Raw genomic sequence first — 24800 nt, 5'->3', positions numbered from 1 at the left:
AAAACTGGTATCCCACGGATTGAAAGATTTACCTAATTACCACCATATCCAAGCATCGTGCAGCCGGCACTATGGTAGGTCTGGCTTCGGGGGCTTGCTTTCAAGACCCTCGACAGCATGGATGCTGTCGTGGAGCCCCCATGGATGGGACTTCGGCGAGTCTTGAAAGCAAGCCCTCGAAGCCAGGCCGGATTAAAGACTTATACCCCAAGGGCGAAAAGATATATGTCTGCTCTACCCCAATGGAATTAGCCTCCCGCGGTCAATTTTATTACCCTCTACCGCCAGCATGTCTTATAGTGAGCACCCCGCGAACGCCATCCAATTGCGTTCAAAAAATAACGAATTATCGGCATGCCTCCGGCGCGACCCGTCTCGCGCAACCCCGGCCCGCCGCAGTAAGAAAGGTAATACCCAGTGCCCAGCCACAGCCGCAGCCACATCCAAAATACCCTGTTATTGCTGCTTTGCGCATCGCTCTGCGCACTGACCAGCACAGCCGCATCAGCCGCCGACTACGTCGGCGCCCAGGTCTGCCAGCAGTGTCACCAGGACCAATTTCAAGCCTGGCAAGGGTCCCACCACGACTGGGCCATGCTGGAACCCACCGCTGAATCCGTACTGGGCGACTTTGACAACCGCAAATTTACCTACAACGGCATCACCTCCCGCTTTTTCACCACCGCCGGCGAGGCGGACGACGGCGAAGCGCGCCAATACTGGGTCGAGACCGACAACGCCGAGGGCAAGCTGGAAAAATTCCCCGTGGCCTACACCTTCGGCTTCTATCCGCTGCAACAGTACTTGATTGGCTTTGCCGATGGCCGCTACCAGGCCCTCAGCATTGCCTGGGACAGCCGTCCCAAAAGCGAGGGCGGCCAGCGCTGGTTCCACCTCAATCCGGATGAAACGGTCGATCACCGCGACCCGCTGCACTGGACCGGCCTCTACTACAACTGGAACAACCGCTGCGCCGACTGCCACTCCACCAACCTGCAAAAAAACTACCAGCCGGACACCGACACCTACGCCACCACCTGGTCAGAAATCAACGTCGCCTGCGAAGCCTGCCACGGTCCCGGCAGCGACCACCTGGCCTGGACCGAACTCGACAATCAGGATGACCCGTTCAAGGGCTGGCAGCAGCAACTCAGCGCCAGCAGCATCGCGGAAGTGCTGACACCCATTCCCCCCGGCGGCAAGAACTTGCAGAAATCGGCGGCCCAGATCGCCGCCTGCGGCAGCTGTCATTCCCGCCGCGGGGTTATCGGCGATATCACCGCCCCCGGCAATTATCACAACAAGCACCAGCTGTCGCTGCTGGAGGAACCGCTCTACTACGCGGACGGCCAAATCCGCGACGAGGTCTATGTGCTCGGCTCTTTCCTGCAGAGCAAGATGTACCACCAGGGCGTCACCTGCACTCATTGCCACGAACCCCACAGCCTGGAGCTGCGCCAGCCCGGCAACCAGCTCTGTGCCCAGTGCCACAACCCAAACCAGTATGACACCACCGCCCACCACCAGCACCCGCAGGGCTCCAGTGGCAGCCAGTGCGTCAACTGCCATATGCCGGAAACCACCTACATGGTGGTCGACCCCAGGCGGGATCACAGCATCCGCATTCCGCGCCCGGACTTGTCCGCCACCACCGGCGCTCCCAACGCCTGTGTAATGTGCCACCAGGACCGCGATAATGAGTGGGCCAGCAAGGCGCTGGCAGCATGGCTCAAGCAGGGTAACAAGCAACTGCCGCCTCACCCGGGCGCAGCATTAGCCGCAGCGCCGAACAGCGAGCTGTTCGACAAGATCCGCCAGCTCGCCACCAGTGAGCAACCGGCCATCGTCCGGGCCACCGCACTGCAACGCCTGCGCGATATAGCCTCGCCACAAACCATGGAACTGGCCCTGCAACAATTCGACAGCAAGGACGAACTGGTCCGCGCCGCGGCCATCTCCCTGACCGATGCACTACCCTACCCAACCCGCCTGCAATCCGTACTGCCAAAACTGTCCGACCCGATCAAAGCGGTGCGTATGGCGGCGGTGCAGGTACTGCTCAGCCCCGAGCTGGTGGAGGCCAAAGCGCAATTGCCTGCCGCCGAGCAAACAGTAGTGGAGCGAGCGCTGGCGGAATATTTGAAGATGCTGGAGATGCATCAGGACACTGCCGCCGGACTCAACAACCTGGGGCAATACTACCTGGCGCAGGGCGACTTCGAAAAAGCCGAGGCCCGCTATCAGCGCAGCATCGACATGGAGCCTTATTTAACCGGTGCCATCATTAACCTGACCGACCTGTACCGCATGCAGGGCCGCGACGATGCGGCGTTAAAGCTGTTGCAACAAGCCCTCACCCGCCATCGCCAGCGGCCGGAAATCCAGCACAGCCTGGGTTTGACCCTGGTGCGCAGCGGCGCCTACGACAAGGCGCTGACCCACCTGCAGCAGGCCGCGGAACTGGCGCCGGAGGGCTTCCGCTACGGCTACGTCTACGCGGTCGCCCTGCACAGCACCAAGCACTATGCTGAGGCGATCAGGGAAGCCAGTCGCCTGCTGGCCCTGCAACCGCAAAATCCGGAATTGCTCAACATCGGCCTCGACTCGGCCATGCGCAGCCAGCAGTGGTCGGAGGCCTTGCGTTTCGCCCTGCAACTTCAGCGCCTGAACCCCGGCGACCCGCAATTGCAGGGCCTGGTCAAGCATCTGCAAGACCAGATTCTGGGCGGCAGCTATTGAAGACCTGAAGCCAAACTCACTATTGCCGCCGTAGCGAACAAGTTGCGGCGCAACAGCAGGCAGCACAATTAGATAGCCCTCGCCCTGCTGCGCATTCAAGCAACCGCGAGCGCGCAAAGAATTGACCTGCCGCAGCGCTGTCTGGCCGGGTAAAAAGGCACAATCCAGCTCACGCTTGATACCTGTATTTACATACAGTATCGTTGCCGACATGAGACTCTATATCGCCGAAAAGCCCAGTCTCGGCCGCGCCATTGCCGATGTACTGCCCAAACCCCACCGCAAGGGGGAAGGCTGTATCTACGTGGGCAACGGCGATTGCGTCAGCTGGTGTGTGGGGCACCTGCTGGAACAGGCGGAGCCGGACGCCTACGATGCCGCCTTCAAGCAGTGGCGGCTGGAGCACCTGCCCATCGTGCCCGCGCAGTGGCAACTGAAAGCCAAAGCCAGCGCGCGCAAGCAACTGGCGGTGTTGCGCAAGCTGGTGCAGGCCGCCGATGAACTGGTCCACGCCGGCGACCCCGACCGCGAGGGGCAACTGCTGGTCGACCAGGTCATCGCCCACTTCAAGGTGCGCGGCAGCAAGCGCGACAGTATCCAGCGCTGCCTGATCAGCGACCTCAACCCGGCAGCGGTGCAGCGGGCCCTGAAGCAGCTGCGCAATAACAAGGAATTCGTGCCCCTCTCCACCTCGGCCCTGGCCCGCTCCCGGGCCGACTGGCTCTACGGCATCAATATGACCCGCGCCTATACCCTGTTGGGGCGCAAGGTGGGTTACCGCGGCGTGCTGTCCGTGGGCCGGGTGCAGACACCGGTGCTGGGGCTGGTGGTGCGCCGGGACGAGGAGATCGACAACTTCGTCGCCAAGCCTTTCTACCAGGTCATGGCCCACCTGGTAACCAATGCCGGTGAACACTTCACCGCCAAATGGCAGCCCAGTGAGGCCTGCCAGCCCTGGCAGGATGAGGAGGGCCGGGTGTTGTCGAAGGCGCTGGCGGATAATGTCGCTGCCCGTATCACGGGGCAACCGGCCCTGGTGACCGCCAGCCAGCGCAAACTGAAAAAGCAGCCACCGCCCCTGCCCTACAATTTGTCGTCCCTGCAGATCGATGCCGGCAAGCGCTTCTCCATGAGCGCCAAGCAGGTGCTCGACACCTGCCAGTCACTCTACGAGCGGCACAAACTGCTCACCTACCCGCGCTCCGATTGCCGCTACTTGCCCGTGGAACATTGGGCCGAACGCAACACCGTCATCGATGCCCTGGCCAGCAACTGCCCACCCCTAAACGCTGCAGCTGCGGCCGCGGATCGCGCTCTCAAGAGCAAGGCGTGGGACGACAAACGCATCGAGGCACACCACGCCATCATTCCCACCGCCCGCAAGATGGATAGCGCCAGGTTGAGCAAGGCCGAGCGGGATATCTATGAGCTGGTTGCACGCCAATACCTGGTGCAGTTTTATCCACCCCATGAATACCAGGATAGCCAAATCGACCTGGAGATTGGCGGCGGCCGTTTTATCGCCAAAGCCCGGGTCACGATCAGCCCTGGCTGGCAGCAGTTGTTCCCACCCCGGCAGGCGAAAGATAAATCCGAAAGCGCCTCTAACACGCAATTACCGAAGCTGAAAACCGGTGATACTTGCCGGTGTGAAAAAGGTGAAGTGGTGGCCAAACAGACCACGCCACCCAAACCCTTTGACGACGCCAGTTTGCTGGCAGCGATGACGGGCATCGCCCGCTATGTGCAGGATCCAGAGTTGCGTAAAATCCTGAAAGACACGGACGGCCTTGGCACCGAAGCTACCCGGGCCGGCATTATCGAGTTGTTGTTCAGTCGCCAGTTTTTGCAACGCAGTGGCAAGCAGATTCACGCCACTGCGGCGGGCAAGGGGCTGATTCACAGCTTACCTGTAATCGCGGCGACGCCGGACATGACTGCCCGTTGGGAAACTGAACTCAATGCCATCAGTCAGCGCCAGAGCAGTTACGATCACTTTATGCAACCATTACTAGCGTCATTACAGCAGTTGATCGAGCAGAGCCAGGCGACCCTGCCGCAAGGCTTGCAAGACGTTAAGGTGTCTAAACCACGGCGTGGCACTGGTGCCAAGACCCGGCGTAAAACCAGAAGCCGGCCAAAAGCCAAGGCTTGAATTGGCCGTTGGCAGGTTCTTGCCAGTAAACCTCAAACCAGCAAAGTACGGTTAGGCGCGGCGGCCCAGTGGGTGTGCCCTGCCAGACCGGTTGCAGGCTCTCCGCACTTTTCGCACTCCCGGCCATTTGTGAATGTCTTAATAGTCGGTTCTCTGTGTTTCGCTTGGATATTTGTTAGTAGCAAAACATAGTTTGGCGCGGCGGCCCGGTGGGTGTGCCCTGCCAGACCGGCCGCAGGCTCTCCGCGCTTTTCGCGCTCCCGGAAACTCGCTAGCGCTCAAACATCCGTCCGCGAAAACCCGAAAAGCGCAGAGAGCCTAAACGCGACCTGATTGGTCTGGCAGGGCACACCCACCGAGCCTTGACCAGGCATCAAGCGAGATTCAGGGAAAAGAGACAAAGAGCTATGGCGGGAGAAGACACTTTTTCCCATTACGAGTTTTGGTTCAACTGCTGATGTGTACTCATTTACCGGGGCCTACTCTGTTATGGTTAGATGGCTTTCGATAACTTTGATATTGTCAATTTAAAGTCATCCCCGCGCAGGCGGCGGTCCGGCGTCCCGGGATCCATTGAATTCGAATACTTACTGGATCCCGGGACGCCGGACCGCCGCCTACACGGGGATTACAAAAAATGAGCTGTAGCTGGCTGATAAAGAAATCACACTGCCGTTAAAACGCACAATGTAGTCAGCGGTGGAGGGAGCCCGTTGCGGATCAATCAGGCCATGTTTATCCCCCCGACCACATTTGGGGTAGTCGGCAAGGACTGTCTGAATCCCAATTTTTTTGCGCGTCTTTTTGCGCAAAAAAATGGTTGAGTTTCGCAGCCGCCAAATGTGGTCGGGGGGATATGGCCGATCCGCAATGGGCTCCCCCCATCGCTGACGGGCAGCACACTCATATCTCAAATGTGCATTACTAAAAAATCAACACCGCGCCAAAAAGTTATTCCCACTACAAACGTGGCTGTCCAAGTAAGTAGCTCTGACTGTGGTATGCACCAGCGATCACAGCAGAAGCAAAATCACTTATACTGGGGCCACTACTCGCGACGAGCTGAGGTAATTTTGAACTACTGGATATTCAAGTCCGAACCGGACGAATTTGGTATTGATCACCTGGCGGCGGCGAAAGGCCAGACTACGCGCTGGGATGGCATTCGCAACTACCAGGCACGCAATAATATGCGCGATCTGGTGGCGTTGGGCGATCGGGTGTTGTTTTATCATTCGAGCTGCAAGCGTATTGGTATTGCCGGCAGTATGGAGGTGGTCAAGGCGGCCTACCCCGACCCGGCCCAGTTCGACCCAGAAAGTAAGTACTTTGACGCCAAGGCCAGTGAGGATGATCCGCGCTGGTTCTGTGTCGATGTGCGACTGCTGGAAAAATTTCCCGAGGTGATTGCGACCAAAACTCTTAAGGCCGATCCGGTGACCGCGGAGCTCAGTATTTTTCGCCAGGGGCGCCTGTCCATTGCCCCGGTCAGTGCCGAGCAGTGGCAGGCGGTGCAGCGTTTACAGGCAGGTCTGCAGGGTCGTTAGCGACAAGTGGCAGCGGTGGAAGGTCAGGCTGGTGCGGGGAATTGTGAGCGCATTAGAAAGGAGATTACAGTCATGGCAAAGCACTTGAAAATATCGGGCCTGGTGCAGGGCGTGTGGTTTCGGAAATCTATGCAGCAGCAAGCCGAGCAGCTCGGCGTGCAGGGCTGGGTCAGGAACCGCCGGGAAGGCACGGTAGAGGCGCTGGTGGATGGCCCGGACAGCGCGGTTGAGGCGATGCTAGCCTGGGCGCAGCAAGGGCCACCTAGTGCCCAGGTCGAGCACGTCCAGGTTAGCGATGTCCAGGCCGATGAGCCTACCGACAGTTATGATAGTTTCGAGTTGCGGCCCAGTACTTGATTCCAAAAACTGGTGCCGCCGCCCCTGCCCTGCCCCTTGCCAGCCCAGCTTAAAAGTAATACCCTTACCGTATTACTAAGAAATTTGAGGTGTACTATGCGAGTAACCAGCAAAGGACAGGTAACTATTCCTCAGGAAGTACGTCAAGCTTTGGGAATTCTGCCGGCTGAAACCGAAGTCGAGTTTATCCAGGATGAAAACGGACGTTGGTACTTGCGTAAAGCGGCCACTAACAAACACGGAACCAGTCGCTTTCGCACTGCACACAAGAGCGCGCGATTGCGCATGAGTACCGAGGAAATAATGGCACTGACCAGGGGCGAGTGAATGGCCGTCATTCTCGTCGATTCGTGCGTCATCACGGACCTTTGCGACCCCTACAGCAGCTGGTATGAATGGAGCGCCAATACTCTTGAGCAATTGGACCCCAACCACACCTTCGTAATAAACCCGATAATATACACAGAATGTTCTATCGGTTTTGAAACTATTGAAGAAGTCGAAAACCTGATCGCGAAATTGGCGTTTGACTGCAAGGCAATACCTCGCGAAGCACTTTTTTTAGCTGGCAAAGCCTTTCTACATTATCGCCGCAGAAAAGGTAAAAAAGACAATGTACTACCGGATTTTTTTATCGGCGCACACGCTGCTGTCAAAAATTACAAACTGATCACTCGGGATAAAGGGCGCTTCTCCACCTACTTCCCAACTGTCGACTTAATCATGCCGGGGGCCAATAGCGAGCCCCCTCCCCCTTACCACATAAACTCAACCCCGGCGTAGAAACTTCTCGGTGTCCCCGGGAAGTAGCGCTCGTCGGTGAAGGTGGTGTAGTCGGCTCGTTCGGCGTAAGCCCGGTCGGTCAGGTTTAGTGCGCGCGCGTAGACTTTCCAGTCGCTTGCCGGTTGCCAGCTGACGCGCATGTTGAGCAGGTCGTGGCCCTCGTATTCGTGCAGGTTCTCCGCGTCGAGATAATAGGCGCCGACGTGCTGCCACTCCAACTCTACCCGGCTGCCGGGTTGGAAATTCCAGCCCAGGCGGGCGCTGCCAAAGTGCCGTGGGGCCGTATCGACGTCGTTGTCGCGAATATTGATTCCGTCGAGCAACTCGTCGTAGGCGTAGGTGTGTTTGCTGTAACTGGCGCTCACCCCCACATCCCAGGCCGAATTGATGCGGTAGTTGGCCTCTACTTCCACACCGCGATGATCCGTTTCACCGTCGCTGACGTTGAAAAAGTCGGCATCGCGAAAGATGTAGTTGTCTTTCTCCATGGCGTACAGGGCAACGGCGTACTGCAGGGACTCGATCGTGCCCTTGATGCCCAGTTCGAGGCTGTCGACCTGCTCCGAATCCAGGTCGGTGACCTGCTGGCTGCGCTGCAGGCGATACAGCTCCGAGGTTTGCGGCGCCCGAAAGCCGCGAGCCAGGCTCATATAGGCCATTTGGGTATCGCTGAAGGCGTAGCTCAGGCCCAGCTTGGGTGACCAGTTGCGAAAGCTGTCAGTACCGCTTTCCGGCCGGCTATAACGACAGCCACCGAAACCGCAGGCACTGCCGTCTTCACTGACCCTGCCGCTGTTCATGTTATTGCTGTAATCGTACTGCATCCACTCATAGCGTAGCCCCAGGCTCAGCATCCAGGCGTTGGCGAAGCTCCAGTCCAGCTGCGCGAAGGGCGCGACCATAGTGGCATCGACGTCGTAGTCATACTGCTTGCCGCTGGGTATGGTTGCCTGCAGGAAGGCGGATCCCTGGGTGGGTTCGGCCTGGGTTTGTTGCAGGTCGCCCTGGGTAAACTCGGCATCGATACCGGTGATAATATTGAGGTCGTCGGCGGCGGCTATATAGTAAGCCGACTGCACGCCGACACTCTGCTGGCTGTTTTCTTCCAGCGGGCTGCCCGGCAAGAAGTGCATCAGGAAGTCCATGTCGGTATGGCGCGCATAAGGTGTGACCACCAGACTCCGATGCTCATCGAGCTGATAGGTCAGGCGCGACCACAGACGCAAGGATTGCGAATCGCGATACGCCTCCGGGTTGGGGTTGGAGCGGGCCAGGGCAGAATCCTTGTAGGCATCGAGACCGCTGATATAGCCAGCGGTTTCCTGCTCCAGGTTGGTGGCGGTCAAGCCGCTCTCCAGGTTCCACTGTTCCGCCTCGTAGCGGTGCCGCAGGCTCAGCTTTTGTTGATCCACGCCGGACGCGTCGCGGTAGCCGTCGTTGTGGGTGAGGCTCAAACTGACCCCCAGGCGCGAAGCCTGCCCCAGGTCGGTGGCGGTGCGCAGCTTAATGCGGCCAAAGTCATAGGGCCCCGCTTCCAGACCCAGCACGCTATCGTCGCGGGAGAGATCCGGGGTGATGACGTTGATCACGCCGTGCAGGGCATTGGAGCCGTACAGGGCGGTACCGGGACCGCGCAGCACTTCGATGCGCTGCGCCATCTCGGTGTGGGCGTCAAACAACTCGTTGATATTGCAAAAGCCGGCCGCCCGCAACGGAATACCGTCTTCCGCCATAAGGAAGCCGCCGCAGGCACCGGAGCCGGTCAACACCGGCGAGCGTATGGCCGGCAAATACTCCTGGCCTTCACCGCGGTTCATATTGACGCCGGGCACTCGCAGCAAGCTTTCCTGTACGTGGGTGTGGGATACCAGCGCGAGGGCTTCTTCACTCAAAGCGCTGATACTGCCAATGTAATCGAGGGGGTCGGATTGCAGCCTGGTGGCAGAAGTCACCACCTGTTCCAGACCCTGGTGCTGTTCCTGAACGACTGACTGCCGGGTGTTCCCGGTGTTCGCCAGGGGTTGCGCCGACCAGGCCAGCAGGCCAATGGCAAGCGCTAATGTTCGGCCGGAAACTGCCAGCTCATAAGGGGCATGGAAACGAGAACCGGGATTGCGCGTATTGCTGATATTAATGTTCACGTTCTCTTCCTTATCGTAATTGTAATAGGTGCCCCGGTGCGGCTATCGCGCTCTGGCCGTGCGATAGCCGCCCGGGAGGGGTCATAACTGCTTAAGTCCGGAGATGGCAGGGATCAGGATTTCGGCAACTTGAAGGTCCAGACGGTGCCGCCCTGGTTGAGGTTTTTGATCTTCTTGGCCACCTCGCCACCCCACAAGGGTACTGCACCACCCCAGCCAGAAACAACGCTGAGATACTGTTCGCCATCCTGCTCCCAGGTGATGGGCGAGCCGACGATACCAGATCCGGTGTTGAATTTGTACTCCACTTCACCGGTCTTGGCATTCAAGCCAAGCAGGTAGCCCTCGGGGTTGCCGAAGAACACCAGGTTGCCCGCCGTTGCCAGAACCCCACCCCACAATGGCGCGTCATTCTTGAACTCCCACTCGATCTCACCAGTCTTGGGGTTGATGGCCTTGAGCGAACCGATATGATCGAAGATCGGCTTGATGGTAAAACCGGAACCCAGGTAGGCGGCACCTTTCTTGTAGCTTACCGGCTCATTCCAGATATCCATGCCCCACTCGTTGGAGGGTACATAGAACAGCTCGGTTTTCTGGCTGTAGGCCATGGGCATCCAGTTCTTGCCGCCGAGGAAGGAAGGCACCGAAAATACCGTTGTGCCCTTACTGCCATCTTCACTGTCGGCGGGGTTGCCGGGGAGACTGGCTTCGTTGATTATCGGGCGTCCGTTTTCATCCAGGCCCTTGGCCCAGGTGATATTGGAGATAAACGGGAAGCCGCGAATGAATTTACCATCGGTGCGATCCAACACATAGAAGTAGCCGTTGCGGTCGGCGGTGGCAGCTGCCTTGACGGTCTTGCCCTTCTCCTTGTAGTCGAACGCTATCACCTCGTTGACGCCGTCAAAATCCCAACCGTCGTGGGGCGTGGTCTGGAAGTGCCAGACGATCTTGCCGGTATCGGGGTCGATGGCCAGGCGGGAGGAGCTGTACAGGTTATCCCCCGGGCGCAGGTGGGAGTTCCACGGTGAGGGGTTGCCGGTACCCATAAAGATCAGGTCGGTGTCCGGGTCGTAGGTACCGCCCAGCCAGGTGGCTGCACCACCGGTTTTCCACAGGTCGCCGGTCCAGGTTTGGTTGGCGGCGCCGCCGGTGATGCCGTTTTCCTCGCCGTTCAGGTAACCCATGTGACCTTCTACAGTAGGCCGGGTCCAGATCAGCTTGCCGGTTTTGGCATCGCGCGCCTCGACCTTGCCGACCACCCCGAATTCACCACCGGAAACCCCGGTTACCACCATACCCTTGACGATCATGGGCGCAGCCGTAGAGGAGTAGCCGGCCTTGTAGCTGCCCATGGTTTTGCGCCAGCGCACTTTGCCGGTTTTGCTATCCAGCGCTACCAGCTTGGCATCCAGGGTCCCGAAAATGACCAGGTCCTCATACAGTGCCGCGCCGCGATTGATCACGTCACAACAGGGCATGATGCCATCCGGCAGCCGCGCTTCGTACTGCCACAGCTCTTCCCCGGTTACGGTATCAACAGCGTAGATACGGGAATAGGACGCGGTCACGTACATGACCCCGTCTTTCACCAGCGGCTGGCTTTCCTGGCCGCGCTGCTTCTCCCCGCCAAAGGAAAATGCCCAGGCCGGGTGCATTTTCTTTACGGTTTTGGTGTTGAGTTTTTTCAGGGGGCTATAGCGCTGCCCGCGGGGCCCGATACCGTAACTGACCACATCGTCGACCGTCTCCTGGTCGTTGAGAATGTCCTTGTCGGTGACATTGGCCTGGGCCGACATGCCCAGCGGTAGCGATATCGCCAGGGTTATTGCCGAGGCCAGTAGCCCGCCGGATAAAGATAGACTTTTCATTATATTTCTCCTGGATAGTAGCATCATTGCTGTTCAAGTTACTGCCTTTGAACTTTGGTGTTTACACTTCGCCTGTCGCCTTGCGAACTCGTGAGTAAATGTTTTTTGCTCAGTCTGCGTAAATTGATGGTTGCTCGTAGCTGAGCTGGTACTGCTGGAAGATCGCGGTAATCGAACCGTCCGCAATCCGCTTTTCGACAATGGCTTCCACCGCATAGCTGAATTGTCGATAATCGCTCTTCACCGCCATGCCGATATCCCATGCGCGCAGGCTCATGGCCTGCAGGCCGTCGGCACTGAGGTCGTATTGTCCCGCCAGCCGCGACAAGCCCCACTGCAACTGCCCGCGCATACCGGCCACGGCGCCCAGGGTGCCGGCCTCCAATTGCTCCAGGCCGGCATACACATCGAGCACATGCACCAGGTTGTCACGCAGACGCCCACCCAGGGTCGAACCGAGAAAGAAATCCGGCAGCGAATCTATCTCCACCGCGACTTTTTCGTAGCGGAAAATGGCCAGGTTGCGAACATCTCCGGTTTTTTCCAGGTTGCGTGCCAACGCCCAGCTCTCGCGCTGGTAGGGAGCAAACATATGCACCAGCTCGTTCTTGGGTAGCCCGTAGCCATCGACGGCGTAGCTGAATTTGCGGTCGTAGGGCACCCGCAGCATCAGGTCAGCTTTCTTTTTCTCAGGGTCGAGAATCTGGCCTTTCCAGATGGCGTTGCGCAGATCGTCTTCGAGATTTTCATCGGCGGTGAGCCAGAACCAGCGCGGCTCGAGTTTGAGATCGGCGGCAATGAGCTTGCCAATTTCGATATCGATACCAGCGGGACCGTCACTGTCCATAAAGGAATACGGGGGAAATTCCCGGTAGACCGCAATGTCCAAATAACCGGAGGCGATAACGTCGTCATAGCTGCGGGCCTGTGCTGTGGTGCTGAAGCCAGCCAGCAGCACCAACAGCAGCCACAACACTTGCCCGGTCAGCATTGGGTAACCTCGAAGCGCCTGCACGACCCGGCGCCCTTACTCGATCAGACCGCGAGATTCGATATAGGCGCGAATGGCCCACATGGCTTCCTGGCTGAGAATACTCTCAAACGGCGGCATATAGACCCGACCGTCCACCACCGCGCCATTGCGTACCCGCATCATAAACCAGTCATCGGCTTCGGCTTTGGTATCAAACTCCGTTTCATCATTGAGCTTGCGCAGGTCGGGGGTAATACCGCCGGAAATGACTTCCAGGCCGTGACAGCGGGCGCAGTTCTGGTTGTAGGCGGAATCGCCCACTTTTATGGCCATGTCATCGCCGGAGTAGGGATTCTCTTCCAGCCACTCCTCACCCAGCGGCTTCAATTTGCTTACATCCACTGCCTGTGGGGTGACGTCGCCGTGCCCCATAACGCTGCTCGCGGAGAACAGTGACGCCGCCAAACAAACAGCTCCTGCCAGTTTTAAAGTGCTCATAACATGTGCCTCGCTTAGAATTATTAGGAGAATCCTGTCAACAGACTTGCCGCTCCCAGCCGCCGGTTACTGTTGCCAATGGAGAACATGCTAAACGAGGCCCACAGACCCGGCCATTGTACTTGGGTACCATTCTTTTCATCCCTTTTAGTCATTTCGGACGAGGCCAGTTGGGCCTACTATTACGACTAATGGGTAGCCAAACTCATCACCACAGGTGATCGCACTTTGAATAATAATTATCGAATCAAGCGGGCCCTGGCACTGCTGCTACTGCTGACCAGCACCGCGCCCCTGGCCCAGCCACTGCAAATCCCGGTCCTGTACCTGCACTGGCAGCCACCGGTGGTGGCGGTCATGTCCAATACCCTGCCGCCCCCGGCCGACGAAGGCCTGCGCGGGGCCGAATTGGGCATCAGTGATAACAACACCACCGGCCGCTTTCTCCTGCACAACTACAGCCTGGAGGCCCAGCGCAGTGAAGACAGCGCCGCGCTGCTGCAGCGCGCCCTGGACTGGGTCGCCGGCGGCAACGGGCTGATCATCGCCAACCTGCCGGCCGCCACCCTCTCACGCCTCGCCCAACACCCGCAAATAGCCGGTCGCGCCATCATCTTTAACGCCGGCAGCAGCGCCAACCAGCTGCGCACCAGCGACTGCCGCAGCGGCCTGCTGCACACCCTGCCAAGCCGCGCCATGCTGACCGATGCCCTGACCCAGTTCCTGGTGCGCAAACGCTGGAATCGCTGGCTGCACATCAGCGGCCCACGGCCCGAAGACCAGCTCTACAGCCAATCGTTGCGGCGCTCGGCGCAGCGCTTTGGGGCCACCATTATCGACAGCAAAACCTGGTCATTCAGCACCGACCTGCGGCGTATGGCACAACAGGAAATACCGGCTTTCACCCGGGCCAAAGACCATCATGTGGTGGTGGTGGCGGACGAACTGGGTGATTTCGGCGAGTACCTGCCCTACAACACCTGGCTGCCGCGGCCGGTGGCCGGCACCCAGGGGCTGGTGCCCAGCGGCTGGCACCACAGCATCGAGCAATGGGGCGCCAGCCAGCTGCAGCGCCGCTTCAGCGAGCACGCCGGGCGCTGGATGAACGACAAGGATTATGCCGCCTGGCTGGCCGTCCGGGTGATTGGCGAAGCGGTCACCCGCAGCGGCAGCGACAGCGCGGCAACGGTCTACGCCTACCTGCTGGGCGAGCAATTCCAGATCGCCGCCTTCAAGGGCCGCAAGCTCAGTTTTCGCGACTGGAACGGCCAACTGCGCCAGCCCATCGCGCTGGTGCAACCCAATGCCCTGGTCAGCCAATCGCCCCAGGAGGGGTTCCTGCACCCGCTGACCGAGCTGGATACCCTCGGCTACGACCGGCCGGAGAGCAGCTGTGATTTTGCCACCACGCTGCCCCCCCTGCAGGCTGCCGCCCCACTCCAGACCAGGGCCAACCTATCGACCCTCAACCCACGGGAAGACCTGAAATGATAAGAGCACTCCTACTGGCGATCAGCGCCACCTGCAGCGCTGCCGCCCTCGCCGACCTGGCCTATATCTCCAATGAAAAAGACAACACCCTGTCGGTACTCGACCTGGACACCTTCGAGGTAACCGCCACCATCGAGGTGGGCGCCAGGCCGCGGGGGATCGTGTTCAACCGGGATTACAGCAAGCTTTACATCTGCGCCAGCGATTCCGACAGCGTGCAGATTCTGGACGTCAAAAGCGGCCAGGTGATTGCCGACCTGCCCTCCGGCGAAGACCCGGAACAGTTCGCCTTGCACCCCAACGACCGCCACCTCTACATCGCCAACGAAGACGACGCGGTAGTCACCGTGGTCGACACCCGGGAGAAATCGGTGATCGCGCAAATCGATGTCGGGGTTGAGCCCGAGGGCATGGCGGTCAGCCCGGATGGGCGCTGGGTGGTGAACACCTCCGAGACCACCAACATGCTGCACTGGATCGACGCCAGCAACCATCAACTGATCGACAACACCCTGGTGGGCCAGCGCCCGCGGCACGTCGAGTTCAGCAAGGACGGCTCACTGCTGTGGGCCTCCTCGGAAATCGGCGGCACCGTGGCCGTGATCCGCACTGACCAGCGCAAGATCATCCAGCAAATCGATTTCAAGATTGCTGGCGTGCACCGCGACAAGATCCAGCCGGTGGGCATCAAGTTGAGCGACGACGGCCGCTACGCCTTTGTCGCCCTCGGGCCGGCCAATCATGTGGCGGTGGTCAACGCGCAGACCTACGCGGTGGAAAAATACCTGCTGGTGGGGCGGCGCGTCTGGCACCTGGGCTTTTCCGCGGACCAGTCCCTGCTGCTGACCAGCAATGGCGTCAGCGGCGATGTTTCCATCATTGATACCAACAAGCTCAAGGTCCTGAAGACGGTGCGCGTCGGTCGCTACCCCTGGGGCATTGCGGTCAAGCCGCTATGAACACCGCCATCCTCTCGGGGCGCGAGCTCAACTACCAGTACAACCGCAGCCAGCGCCAGCCGGAAGGCGGCAAGGCGGCGCTGGCGAACCTGTCCTTCGATCTCTTCCCGGGGCAGTTCCTGGCACTGTTGGGGCCCAACGGCGCCGGCAAAAGCACCCTCTTCGCCCTGCTGACCCAATTACTGCGGCTGCAGCAGGGGGATATCCTGGTGGACGGCACCTCCATCCGCCAGGCGCGCTCCGCCGCCCTCAAGTCAATGGGCGTGGTGTTCCAGCAATCGACCCTGGACCCGGACCTGACTGTGATACAGAACCTGAATTACTACGCCGCGCTGCATGGCATGAGCAGTCGCGAGGCCCGGGCACGCTCGCTGGTGGAGCTTGAGCGCCTGCAACTGGGCGATGCCGCCGGCAAAAAGATCCGCCATTTGAATGGCGGCCACCAGCGGCGGGTGGAAATTGCCCGCGCCCTGTTGCACCGCCCGCGCTTGTTATTGCTGGATGAGGCCACCGCCGGGCTCGACCTGGAAACCCGCGCCAATATCAATCGCCACGTGCGCGATCTCTGCCAGCAGCAGGGTATCGCCGTGCTCTGGGCCACCCACCTGATCGATGAAGTGGAGGCTGCCGACCAGGTGATGATCCTGCACCGCGGCAACAAGCTGGCCCAGAATCGCTGCGAAGAGCTGTTGCTAGAACATCACTGCGACCGACTCATTGATCTGTTCGGGCGCCTGACCGGCACGCAAACCGGGGAGCTGACAACATGAACCTGGCCACCGCAAGCTATTGTTTCCTCGGTATTTTCAAGCGGGAACTGCACCGTTTCCTGCAGCAGCGCGCCCGCTTTGCCAGCGCCCTGGTGCGGCCGTTACTGTGGTTGCTGGTCTTCGCCGCCGGCTTCCGGGCCGCGCTTGGTATCGCCATCATTCCGCCCTACGAGACCTATATCACTTACGAGGTCTATATCACCCCAGGCCTGGTGGGCATTATCCTGCTGTTCAACAGCATGCAGAGCTCCCTGTCCATGGTCTATGACCGGGAGATGGGCAGCATGAAAGTCTTGTTGACCAGCCCCATGCCGCGCAGTTACCTGCTGCTCTGCAAGATACTCTCCACTTCGCTGGTATCCCTGCTACAGGTCTACACTTTTTTACTGATCGCCGCGCTGTTCGATATTGTGATGCCGGCCAGTGGCTATTTTTGGCTGCTGCCGGCGGTTCTGCTGGCCTCGCTAATGCTCTGTTCACTTGGCCTGTTGCTGTCCATCCTGATCAAGCAGCTGGAGAATTTTGCCGGGGTGATGAATTTTGTGGTGTTCCCCATGTTCTTTCTGTCTTCCGCCCTGTACCCCCTTTGGCGCATGCGTGAGTCCAGTGAGTTCATCTACCTGGTCTGCCTCTACAACCCGTTTACCCACGCGGTGGAATTGATCCGCTTCGCGCTCTACGCCAGCCTCAACCTGCCGGCACTGGGGGTTACTGCAGCGGTAACTGCAGTGCTGCTATTTGCCGCCATCAGCGCTTACCAGCCGCGCAACAGGCCACAGCGGGGCAAGCCGCCGAGCTGAGACTGCCGGGCCAGACTGGGCCGGCGCCCCGGATTGGGGTATATTTACCGACTGATAATAATGCCAGATAACCGGAAAACGTGACGCCCATGTACAAGATTCTGATTGCCGACGACCACCCCCTGTTCCGCGATGCCATTACCGGCGTGCTGGAGAAAAAATTTCCCGGCGCAACCGCCCTCACCAGCGAGGATCTGGATTCCGCCCTGGCACTGCTTGAGGAGACTCCGGACCTGGACCTGGTGTTGCTGGACTTGAACATGCCGGGTATGGACGGACTCAACGGCATAGTCAAGGTGCGCAATAACTACCCGGAAGTGCCGGTGGTGATTATTTCCGCGGAAGAAAACAAGAGTGTGGTGTTACAGGCGGTGACTTACGGCGCGGTGGGTTTTATCACCAAGTCCTCGGACAGCCATCATATCGGCGATGCGCTGGAGCAAATCCTGAACGGCCAGGTGTACTTGCCCTCTGACGTAATTCGCAGCAGCTCCGAACCCAAGCGCCAGCAAACCAATAAAACCGAAATTGACCCCAAGTTGATCGGCTCCCTCAGCCGGCGCCAACTGTTGGTGTTTGAACGCATGGCGAAAGGTGAATCCAACAAGAAGATTGCTTACGAACTCAATATTGCCGAGACCACGGTGAAGTCCCACGTGTCCGCCATTTTGCAAAAGCTCAACGTGCACAACCGCATCCAGGCGGTGCTGTGCGCTTCGAATATTGACTTTAGCAGTTACAATAATCGGTAATTGCAGGCATCGGCGGTAGCAGGTATATAGCTTGTAGCCTTTGGGTTATTAGTATCTCTCCCGGCCTGGCGGCGGGGTCTTGCTTTCAAGACTCGCCGTTAACCCATCCTTGGGGGCTCCACGACAGCATCCATGCTGTCGAGGGTCTTGAAAGCAAGCCCCCGCCACCAGACCTACCATTGTGCCAGCGTCCAGATTTCTTCTTTGAGGTGCTTAGTTTTACTAGTTGCCCAGAATATTGGCCATTACCGCTTTTAGTTTGAGTGGCTTTATGGGCTTGTTCATCAGGACATAGCCGGAATCTCGCGCCAGCTGGCGCAATTCATTGCTGTAGTTGGCGGTGATCAAAATCACCGGCACTGTTCGCTGCAACTGTTTTTCCAGCAGGGCGATAGCCTCCAGGCCGGTGCGATTATCGTCCAGGTGGTAATCGGCAATCATCAGCTGTAATCCCTGCTCGCTGCCCTGCTGCAGCTGGGCCAGTTCCTCGATGGACTGCACCGTGGTGACATGGCACTTCCAGCCTTCCAGCAAGGCGCGCATGCCGGCACAAATTTCACTGTCGTTATCGATAACCAGCACACTGGCGCCGTAGATGGAGCGCCCGAGGGTGTCCAGTTCCAGAGCGGCGCTGCCGCGGTCAGCTTCGATCACGCCGTAGGGAATCAAAATGGAGAAGCAGGAGCCCTGGCCCAGCTTTGATTTCACTTTTACCCGATGTCCCAACACCCGTGCGATGCGGTCCACAATCGCCAGCCCCAGTCCCAGCCCCTTGTCGCTGCGGCGCTGCTTCGGATCGACGCGGCTAAACTCTTCAAAGATCTCATGGATCTTGTCCTGGGGGATGCCAATGCCCGTGTCCCACACCTGGATTTCCAGCCCCGCTGTGTGGCGTCGACAGCCCAACACGATCTTGCCCGCGGGGGTGTAGCGAATGGCGTTGGTGAGTATATTGCGCAGGATGCGCGCCAGTAACTGGCTGTCGGTATGAATGGCGGCGGAGGATTTGACGTAGCCCAGCTGCAGGCCGGCTTTAGCGGCCTGGGCTGAATATTCGTTCACCAGCTTGCCCAGCAGTTCATCCACCATAAACGTCTCCGGCACCGGCTCGACCACGCCCGCTTCCAGCTTGGAGATATCCACCAGCGCGCTGATCAATGATTCGACATCCTCCAGCGAGTAACTGAGGGAATTGACCAGCTGTATGGCGCTGGCGGGCAATTCCAGGTCGTTGAGGGCGGCGGAGAATAGCCTGGCGGCATTCATGGGTTGCAACAGGTCGTGGCTGGCGGCGGCGAGGAATTTGGTTTTTGATTCGTTGGCCAGGTCAGCGGCTTTTTTCGCCTCGATCAAGCTGGCCTCAACCAATTGGCGCTCGTCAATCTCCTTGCGCAACTGCTGGTTGATGGTGGAGATCTCCCGGGTCCTGACACTGACCCGCTGCTCCATATGTTCGTAAGCCTGTTGCAGCGCCTGCGCGGTGCGGCGCTGCTGGGTGATGTCCTGCTCCAGAGAAAAGAACCCCACCACCTTCTTGTCGCCGTCAAAGTGGGGAATATAGGTCTTGCGAAAATTGCGGCTTTTCTTGCCGTCCAGGGTTTGTTCCACTTCAAAATTGACCTGCCGCCCGTGCAGGGCGCTGTCGATATAGGGCCGGTGAATCTGGTAGTCCCGAGTGGCCAGCAGATCGGGCAGCGACTGCCCCAGTATTGAACTGCGCGGCCGATCAAACCAGTCTTCGAAGTAGCGATTGACGAATTCGTAGCGCAAATCCCGAGTGACGTAGGAGATCATGGCGGGCATGGCATCGGTAATCAGCCGAATGCGCTGCTCGCTCTCACGCAGCGCCTCTTCGTTCTTGAAGCGATCGGTAATGTCCGCGTAGGTATCGAGAAAACCGCCGCCGGCGATGGCGTGGCGCCGGACCAAAAGCACCAGGCCACTGGCCAGGGTTTTCTCACCCATGTAGATTACTTCGCCCGGCGAGCAGTTGGACAACTGCCCGGGTATCGGGGTATCGCCCAGCTCTGTGGCCGCCAACAGTTGCTGGAAGTTGACGCCGCGCTCGATCATTTCTGTGTCCAAGCCGCTCAGCTCCACAAAGCGGCGATTCCAGGATTCGAGTTTGCAGTCGCCATTCACCAGCGCCACGCCCTCGGACATATTTTCCAGGGTCGATTGCAAGATCAGCGCCTGTTCCGCCACTTCCCGCTGGCGGCGCAACTTTTCACTCTCCTTGATCGAGGTGATATCGGTGTAGATAACCACCAGCCCCCCCTCGGAGGTGGGGTGTTCGGACATCTGTATCCAGTGGCCATTTTGCAGGCGAAACACCAGTTCACCCGGCTGGCCGGGTTGCGCTTGCGCCTCGGCTTTGCCGCGGATGCGCGCACGCTTGTCGATAAAGCCGAGGCCAGCGGCGGCCCGCTTCAAGTCGGGCAAGCGGGTCACCCCCACTTCCAGTTTGATCGAGGCCGAACTCCAAAAGGAGCGGAAGCGACTGTTGGACAGCAGCAAGCGCCGCTGCGCATCGAACAGGGCAAAAGACTCCGGAATGCTTTCGATTGCGTCGCGGAGAATCTGTCGGTCCCGTTCCGATGCCGCCCGGGCCCGGGCCAGCTTTTCGTTACTTTCCTCCAGGCGGTTGAGTGTCTGGCGCAACTCCCGGGTGCGCTCTTTTACCTTATCGGCCAGTAACGCCGCGCTTTCAAACGAGCGATAGGCATCACTGTGATTGCCCCAGCCCATTTCCACACGCTGCATCAACACCTGGTTTATTTTTTTCAGCTTTTGATTTTCATAGAGCAGCGCGGCGTAACCCTCTTGCAAGTCACTGCTTTCGCCCTGCTCGGCAGCAGCGGCGCCTGTGCCGGCGCGAGTCTTATCGCCGTCCATCATCCACTGACCCGATTGCCACCCCGGTTAAGGTGTGATTCAAATGCATGCCATTGCTCTGTTCGCCGTAGGTATTGAAGCCAATCACATTGTAGCGGGCGTAGAGCTCCGACATGGCATCCACCAGGTTGAGGCGATCTATTTCACAGCGCCGATGAATGCAGTCATAGCCAATTATCACCTGCGGGCTGCCAATCTTTTCGGTAATGCGACTCAACAACTCCTTGGTGTGCGCCACCAACCCCGACGAGCGCATGCTGGTCAGGATCACACCCACATCGATGGCACAAAAAAACGTCAGGCTCAGGTCGTCATTGACCTTCTGGATGGAGCGGGCATAGAGCTCATCGCTCAATTGCACCGCCAGCGGACAGACGCCAAAGGTTTCCGCCGTCAGGTCCTCAATGGCGAGGCCGTTGATCCGGCAGTATTCCAGCGCCGCAGGCTCAGCGTTAAACTCGTGTACCACCCGCTCGTAGGGCGAGGCCCGGGTGACCACCAGTTTGTCGGTTTGCGGAATCAAATGATGGCTGCTGAACACTTCAAACGGGCAGATGGTATTGACCAGCACCAGCACCGCTGACTTGGCCTGAAACGTACCATTGAAATAAATCTGGGTATCGACGAAATGCTGGTTGTCGCCGGCCGAACCACCCACCAGGGGTATCTCCTGCAAGCCACTGCTGAGCGCGTTCAGCACCAGTTCTTCCCGGATCGACATGCCATCGAGCAGCGACAGCGCGAAGCTGTGCCCGGCAATGGGGGCAACCGCATGGTTCTTCAGGCGTTGCACCATATCGCTGACCAGGATTTCCGCCTCGTCAGCGGTAAAGCTGGCCAGGTTCTCAATCAGTTTGGCCTCCACCGCAAACTGCGCACTGGACAAGCTGAAGGCGGAAATGGAGTTGACCCTGCAACCCAGCGGCGTTATCTCACCGGCAGTGGTACAACCGATCAACTGAATACCGGAGAATAACTTTTCCAGTTCCTGCGACAACAGCTCGAGGCAATAGTCGGCACTGCAGTAAAAAATAATGCAGGCCGGGGATTCCTGTGCCAGCCCGGCATGAATCTCCCGCGCGGCCTCGTCCGGATTGGGGTTCTCCGAGCCCGCGCGCTTGACGCCCGATGCTGGCGTGGAGGACGATAGGTTGCTCACTAATTGCGGCTTCATGGGAAAATCCCTTGTTATAATAATTCGAATTTTTGGTTTGCTATATTTTGCAACACAGGCTCACTAACCAGCCAGAAGCTCATTATTCTCATCCCCAAATCGGCGGCGATCGGGGATAATACGGGTTCTATTCTATGGATTCCCGCCTGCGCGGGAATGACTTTTAAATCGGGAATGACTTTTAAATAAAATACGTAATTTATGATTGAACATTAACCCCACCCGAGGTTAGCGACTTATCGAGCGCAGAACAAGGTTCATACCCGCGCTTTATCAACCCGCCTCAACGGCCTGTGTCGGTAGCTTGTGGCCCTTGAGGATATCCGGATACTGCTCCAATAGCCGGGCCAGGAACACCACTGCCGCAGCGTCGCCGAGGCGCCGCGGACGCTTGATATTAACCGCTTTATCCAGCACCACCCGCATGGGTGAGGGCGACAGGAACAATACCCTGTCGGCGAGGCTGATGGCTTCGGGCAGGTCGTGAGTGACATAGAGTACGGTAACCCCGTGCTCTGTACACAGCTGCCGGGTCAACTGCCGCAACTCCTCGGCAGCCGGTTGGTCCAGGGACGAGAAAGGTTCATCCAGCAACAGCAAATCCGGCTTGGTGATAAAGGCCCGGGCAAGAGCCACCCGCTTTTTCATGCCACCCGATAACTGGGCAGGATAGCTGTACCTGTGCTCGAATATGCCCACCGCCGCCATTAACTGCGCGGCCCGGCGTCGATTGACCTCGCTGTCACCCACCACCAGCGCGATATTTTGCTCCACCGTCAACCAGGGCATCAACCGAGGGTCCTGGAACATAACCGCAGTGGTGGCCGCGACACCGGGTTGAAAGCGGGCTGCGACGGTACCGCGATAATCCTTATCCAGGCCACAGATCAACTGCAACAGGGTACTCTTGCCCGCCCCCGATGGCCCCACCAACGCCACAAACTCGCCGCTGTGGACCTCGAAATGCAAATCGGCAATGACGGGCTCGCTGTCACCGTAGGATTTACGTTCAATATGGATGTCTAGCATGTGCGCCACCTGCTGACCGAGCGTTCCCAGGGCTGCAATACAAACACTTCCACCGAGTAAACCACCGCCACGAAGGCGAAGGTATAGGCCAGGATACTGGCGATATCGAACAGCTGGAAATAGTTGCCCAGCTGGAAGCCGACACCCTCACTGCAACCCAGTAATTCCACCACCAGCACAATTTTCCAGACCAGGGCCAGGCCACAGCGCGCTGCCGCCAGGAAATAGGGTAAAAGCTGGGGCAGGTACACTTGCCGTAGAGTGCGCATAAAGGGCACCCGGTAGGCTTTAGCAACCGCCAACAGATCGCGATCGATATTCTTGGCGCCCTCGCGAAAGGTCACCGCGATATTCGGCACCTTGTTAATGACCACCGCCACCACCGCCGCCACATCGTTCAGACCCAGCCAGATAAAGCACAGAATAATGACCACCAGTGCGGGCAGGTTCAGCGCCAGGGTGACCAGTCCGTCGAGAAACTTGTCGACCCGCCGGTAGTGCCCCATCAACAGTCCCACCACCATGCCCAACAACATGGCAATGGCAAAACTCAACGCCACCCGGCGCAGGGTGATACCGAGATGCAAGAGCAAATCGCCGTCGAGCGTGTATTGCCAAATCAGCTGCGCCACTGCCGAGGGCGCGGGTAGCAGGGCCGGCTCAAAGATTTGCACCCCGGCTTGCCAGACCACCAGCAGCAAGAAAACCGACAGCCCCCTGCTGAACAATTTGCCCGCGAACCGTGTCCAGCGGGCAGCAATACCAGCGCCGTCGAACCAGTCGCCTTTCAGGGGCCTCATAACGGGGCTTATTGAGCTATCACTGGGCTTGGCCAAAATATCGCTTCCGGTAATTGCGCCAGTTTGCCAACCATGTCCGCCCCACCCTCTTCCTTGAGCACGGCAAATAGCTGACCCATGGCCTGTTGTTCGCGACGACCAAAGCCCGCGGGAATTCCCGCCCGGTATTGGTCGCGCAAGGCGTGTTTCAGGGCTTCACTCTCTATTCTCGCCATCGACTCGAGCTGTTCCCACTCCCGGTCGGAATGCAGCAACAACTGCTTGGCTGCGGCCGAAACCGCCAGGAAGGCGTTTATGGCATCCGCGTGTTCATCGCCCCAGCGACGGCTAAACAACCAGCCCAGCAGCGGCACATCCTGGTCGACCCCCACCCCCTGCAGCAACTCGCCCATAGTCAACACAGTGGGCATACCCGCGGCATTGAGCTCGGCACTGTAATGCCAGAAGTTGATCACCGCATCGAGCTCCTGCTGTTGCAGCAGTGCGTTTAACATGGGAGGAGCGGCAAACTTGATGGTGGCGTCGGAGGCCAAATCCAGGTTGTGAACCCGGCGGGCGTAGGCTCGATAGAGCACCCAACTCTTGTTCAGGGGGCCCCCGGCTACGCCAATGCGGCGGCCGGCGAGCTGGTCGAAACTGGCAATGCCACTGACGGGGTCGACCACCAGCGACGCGGCCGAGGTCGAATAGGGGTAGAAATAATAGTCGCGCTTGAACTCCAGCTGCCGGGCTGCCCACAGCCAGTCGCCGACCACGGCATCCACCACACCGCCCTGCAAGGCTACTTTCAGCGCCTGGGTGGAACCCAAACGGACGATCTGCAAATCGATGCCGGCTTTTTCGGCCAGCTGATGGCGTTGAATAACCTCCATCTCCCAATTGATGGTGCCAAACTTGAGAACACCGATCCGCACCGTCTGAGTGCCGGCATTGAGGGGGTTACTGAAGATTGGCAACAAACCCGGCAACAGCAGCAAGGTCAGCAACAGCAGCCACTTTACCCGGCCGGTGACTAATTCGCCCGCTGCCGGCTCGCCAATTTCGCTACTGAAACGCACGCTTC

The 24800-nt window shown here is 58.8% G+C and carries 20 protein-coding genes; 11 read left to right on the top strand and 9 right to left on the bottom strand.

Features of this window, described 5'->3' with window-relative positions; genetic code table 11:
- The first annotated feature begins 417 nt into the window (after positions 1–417).
- The 6 genes from G8764_RS20950 (at position 418) to G8764_RS20925 (ending at position 7581) form a co-directional block, all read left to right on the top strand.
- The gene (locus G8764_RS20950) at positions 418–2739 is read left to right on the top strand and encodes a tetratricopeptide repeat protein (RefSeq protein WP_166167873.1); all 2322 of its coding nucleotides are present in this window, start codon (positions 418–420) and stop codon (positions 2737–2739) included.
- Positions 2740–2950: 211 nt separating this feature from the next.
- A complete protein-coding gene (locus G8764_RS20945; RefSeq protein WP_166167870.1) occupies positions 2951–4894 on the top strand; it encodes a DNA topoisomerase III in 1944 nt (647 codons plus the stop codon).
- A gap of 1073 nt (positions 4895–5967) precedes the next feature.
- Positions 5968–6441, top strand: a complete 474-nt coding sequence (locus G8764_RS20940; protein ID WP_166167867.1) for an EVE domain-containing protein — start codon at positions 5968–5970, stop codon at positions 6439–6441.
- Between the two features lie 72 nt (positions 6442–6513).
- The gene (locus G8764_RS20935; protein WP_166167853.1) at positions 6514–6798 is read left to right on the top strand and encodes an acylphosphatase; all 285 of its coding nucleotides are present in this window, start codon (positions 6514–6516) and stop codon (positions 6796–6798) included.
- Between the two features lie 96 nt (positions 6799–6894).
- The gene (locus tag G8764_RS20930; RefSeq protein ID WP_166167851.1) at positions 6895–7125 is read left to right on the top strand and encodes an AbrB/MazE/SpoVT family DNA-binding domain-containing protein; all 231 of its coding nucleotides are present in this window, start codon (positions 6895–6897) and stop codon (positions 7123–7125) included.
- Entirely contained in the window at positions 7126–7581 is a 456-nt protein-coding gene (locus G8764_RS20925; RefSeq protein ID WP_166167849.1) for a type II toxin-antitoxin system VapC family toxin, read from the top strand. It abuts the gene before it with no gap.
- On the opposite strand, the gene G8764_RS20920 is transcribed toward G8764_RS20925, so the two are convergent.
- The 4 genes from G8764_RS20920 to pedF form a co-directional block, all read right to left on the bottom strand.
- The gene (locus G8764_RS20920) at positions 7554–9722 is read right to left on the bottom strand and encodes a TonB-dependent receptor domain-containing protein (RefSeq protein ID WP_207952020.1); all 2169 of its coding nucleotides are present in this window, start codon (positions 9720–9722) and stop codon (positions 7554–7556) included. The two genes, G8764_RS20925 and G8764_RS20920, sit on opposite strands and share 28 nt — an antisense overlap.
- A 113-nt stretch (positions 9723–9835) precedes the next feature.
- Positions 9836–11596: a PQQ-dependent methanol/ethanol family dehydrogenase gene (locus G8764_RS20915; protein ID WP_207952019.1), complete on the bottom strand. Its 1761-nt coding sequence runs from the start codon at positions 11594–11596 to the stop codon at positions 9836–9838.
- A gap of 109 nt (positions 11597–11705) precedes the next feature.
- Entirely contained in the window at positions 11706–12587 is an 882-nt protein-coding gene (locus tag G8764_RS20910) for a substrate-binding periplasmic protein (protein ID WP_166167847.1), read from the bottom strand.
- Between the two features lie 36 nt (positions 12588–12623).
- Positions 12624–13067, bottom strand: coding sequence for a cytochrome c-550 PedF (pedF, locus tag G8764_RS20905; RefSeq protein ID WP_166167845.1), 444 nt, complete (start codon positions 13065–13067; stop codon positions 12624–12626).
- Positions 13068–13295: 228 nt separating this feature from the next.
- Between pedF and G8764_RS20900 the strand changes: the two genes are divergently transcribed.
- The 5 genes from G8764_RS20900 (at position 13296) to G8764_RS20880 (ending at position 17839) form a co-directional block, all read left to right on the top strand.
- A complete protein-coding gene (locus G8764_RS20900; RefSeq protein WP_207952018.1) occupies positions 13296–14558 on the top strand; it encodes an ABC transporter substrate-binding protein in 1263 nt (420 codons plus the stop codon).
- The gene (locus G8764_RS20895; RefSeq protein ID WP_166167843.1) at positions 14555–15517 is read left to right on the top strand and encodes a YVTN family beta-propeller repeat protein; all 963 of its coding nucleotides are present in this window, start codon (positions 14555–14557) and stop codon (positions 15515–15517) included. Before G8764_RS20900 ends, G8764_RS20895 begins: the two co-directional genes overlap by 4 nt.
- A complete protein-coding gene (locus G8764_RS20890) occupies positions 15514–16287 on the top strand; it encodes an ATP-binding cassette domain-containing protein (protein WP_166167841.1) in 774 nt (257 codons plus the stop codon). The genes G8764_RS20895 and G8764_RS20890 overlap by 4 nt, the downstream gene beginning before the upstream one ends.
- On the top strand, positions 16284–17087 hold the full coding sequence (locus G8764_RS20885) for an ABC transporter permease (protein ID WP_166167839.1): 804 nt from the start codon (positions 16284–16286) through the stop codon (positions 17085–17087). Before G8764_RS20890 ends, G8764_RS20885 begins: the two co-directional genes overlap by 4 nt.
- 89 nt (positions 17088–17176) lie before the next feature.
- Positions 17177–17839, top strand: coding sequence for a response regulator transcription factor (locus G8764_RS20880; RefSeq protein ID WP_166167836.1), 663 nt, complete (start codon positions 17177–17179; stop codon positions 17837–17839).
- Positions 17840–18061: 222 nt separating this feature from the next.
- Here G8764_RS20880 and G8764_RS20875 read toward each other — a convergent pair whose 3' ends face one another.
- From G8764_RS20875 to G8764_RS20855, 5 genes are all read right to left on the bottom strand, one after another.
- A complete protein-coding gene (locus tag G8764_RS20875) occupies positions 18062–20737 on the bottom strand; it encodes a hybrid sensor histidine kinase/response regulator (RefSeq protein ID WP_166167833.1) in 2676 nt (891 codons plus the stop codon).
- Positions 20721–21908, bottom strand: a complete 1188-nt coding sequence (gene nosP / locus G8764_RS20870; protein WP_166167830.1) for a nitric oxide-sensing protein NosP — start codon at positions 21906–21908, stop codon at positions 20721–20723. The genes G8764_RS20875 and nosP overlap by 17 nt, the downstream gene beginning before the upstream one ends.
- Positions 21909–22181: 273 nt before the next feature.
- Complete coding sequence (locus G8764_RS20865) at positions 22182–22937, bottom strand: ABC transporter ATP-binding protein (protein ID WP_166167827.1); 756 nt, start codon at positions 22935–22937, stop codon at positions 22182–22184.
- Complete coding sequence (locus G8764_RS20860) at positions 22931–23737, bottom strand: ABC transporter permease (RefSeq protein ID WP_166167825.1); 807 nt, start codon at positions 23735–23737, stop codon at positions 22931–22933. Before G8764_RS20860 ends, G8764_RS20865 begins: the two co-directional genes overlap by 7 nt.
- 8 nt (positions 23738–23745) lie before the next feature.
- Positions 23746–24795: a substrate-binding domain-containing protein gene (locus G8764_RS20855; RefSeq protein ID WP_166167822.1), complete on the bottom strand. Its 1050-nt coding sequence runs from the start codon at positions 24793–24795 to the stop codon at positions 23746–23748.
- Between the last annotated feature and the right edge of the window lie 5 nt (positions 24796–24800).

This window comes from Pseudomaricurvus alcaniphilus (genome assembly GCF_011440395.1).
In the GTDB taxonomy this organism is placed as follows: Bacteria; Pseudomonadota; Gammaproteobacteria; order Pseudomonadales; family Cellvibrionaceae; genus Pseudomaricurvus; species Pseudomaricurvus alcaniphilus.
The sequence above is the reverse complement of the archived record's forward strand: the minus strand, read 5'-3'. Positions and strand labels throughout refer to the sequence as shown.

Excerpts from the sequence above, each read along its gene's own strand:
- G8764_RS20945 (WP_166167870.1), top strand. The coding sequence starts at position 2,951 with ATGAGACTCTATATCGCCGAAAAGCCCAGTCTCGGCCGCGCCATTGCC.
- G8764_RS20935 (WP_166167853.1), top strand. The coding sequence starts at position 6,514 with ATGGCAAAGCACTTGAAAATATCGGGCCTGGTGCAGGGCGTGTGGTTT.
- G8764_RS20930 (WP_166167851.1), top strand. The coding sequence starts at position 6,895 with ATGCGAGTAACCAGCAAAGGACAGGTAACTATTCCTCAGGAAGTACGT.
- G8764_RS20925 (WP_166167849.1), top strand. The coding sequence starts at position 7,126 with ATGGCCGTCATTCTCGTCGATTCGTGCGTCATCACGGACCTTTGCGAC.
- G8764_RS20915 (WP_207952019.1), bottom strand. The coding sequence starts at position 11,596 with ATGAAAAGTCTATCTTTATCCGGCGGGCTACTGGCCTCGGCAATAACC.
- G8764_RS20910 (WP_166167847.1), bottom strand. The coding sequence starts at position 12,587 with ATGCTGACCGGGCAAGTGTTGTGGCTGCTGTTGGTGCTGCTGGCTGGC.
- pedF (WP_166167845.1), bottom strand. The coding sequence starts at position 13,067 with ATGAGCACTTTAAAACTGGCAGGAGCTGTTTGTTTGGCGGCGTCACTG.
- G8764_RS20895 (WP_166167843.1), top strand. The coding sequence starts at position 14,555 with ATGATAAGAGCACTCCTACTGGCGATCAGCGCCACCTGCAGCGCTGCC.
- G8764_RS20890 (WP_166167841.1), top strand. The coding sequence starts at position 15,514 with ATGAACACCGCCATCCTCTCGGGGCGCGAGCTCAACTACCAGTACAAC.
- G8764_RS20885 (WP_166167839.1), top strand. The coding sequence starts at position 16,284 with ATGAACCTGGCCACCGCAAGCTATTGTTTCCTCGGTATTTTCAAGCGG.
- G8764_RS20880 (WP_166167836.1), top strand. The coding sequence starts at position 17,177 with ATGTACAAGATTCTGATTGCCGACGACCACCCCCTGTTCCGCGATGCC.
- G8764_RS20875 (WP_166167833.1), bottom strand. The coding sequence starts at position 20,737 with ATGATGGACGGCGATAAGACTCGCGCCGGCACAGGCGCCGCTGCTGCC.
- nosP (WP_166167830.1), bottom strand. The coding sequence starts at position 21,908 with ATGAAGCCGCAATTAGTGAGCAACCTATCGTCCTCCACGCCAGCATCG.
- G8764_RS20865 (WP_166167827.1), bottom strand. The coding sequence starts at position 22,937 with ATGCTAGACATCCATATTGAACGTAAATCCTACGGTGACAGCGAGCCC.
- G8764_RS20860 (WP_166167825.1), bottom strand. The coding sequence starts at position 23,737 with ATGAGGCCCCTGAAAGGCGACTGGTTCGACGGCGCTGGTATTGCTGCC.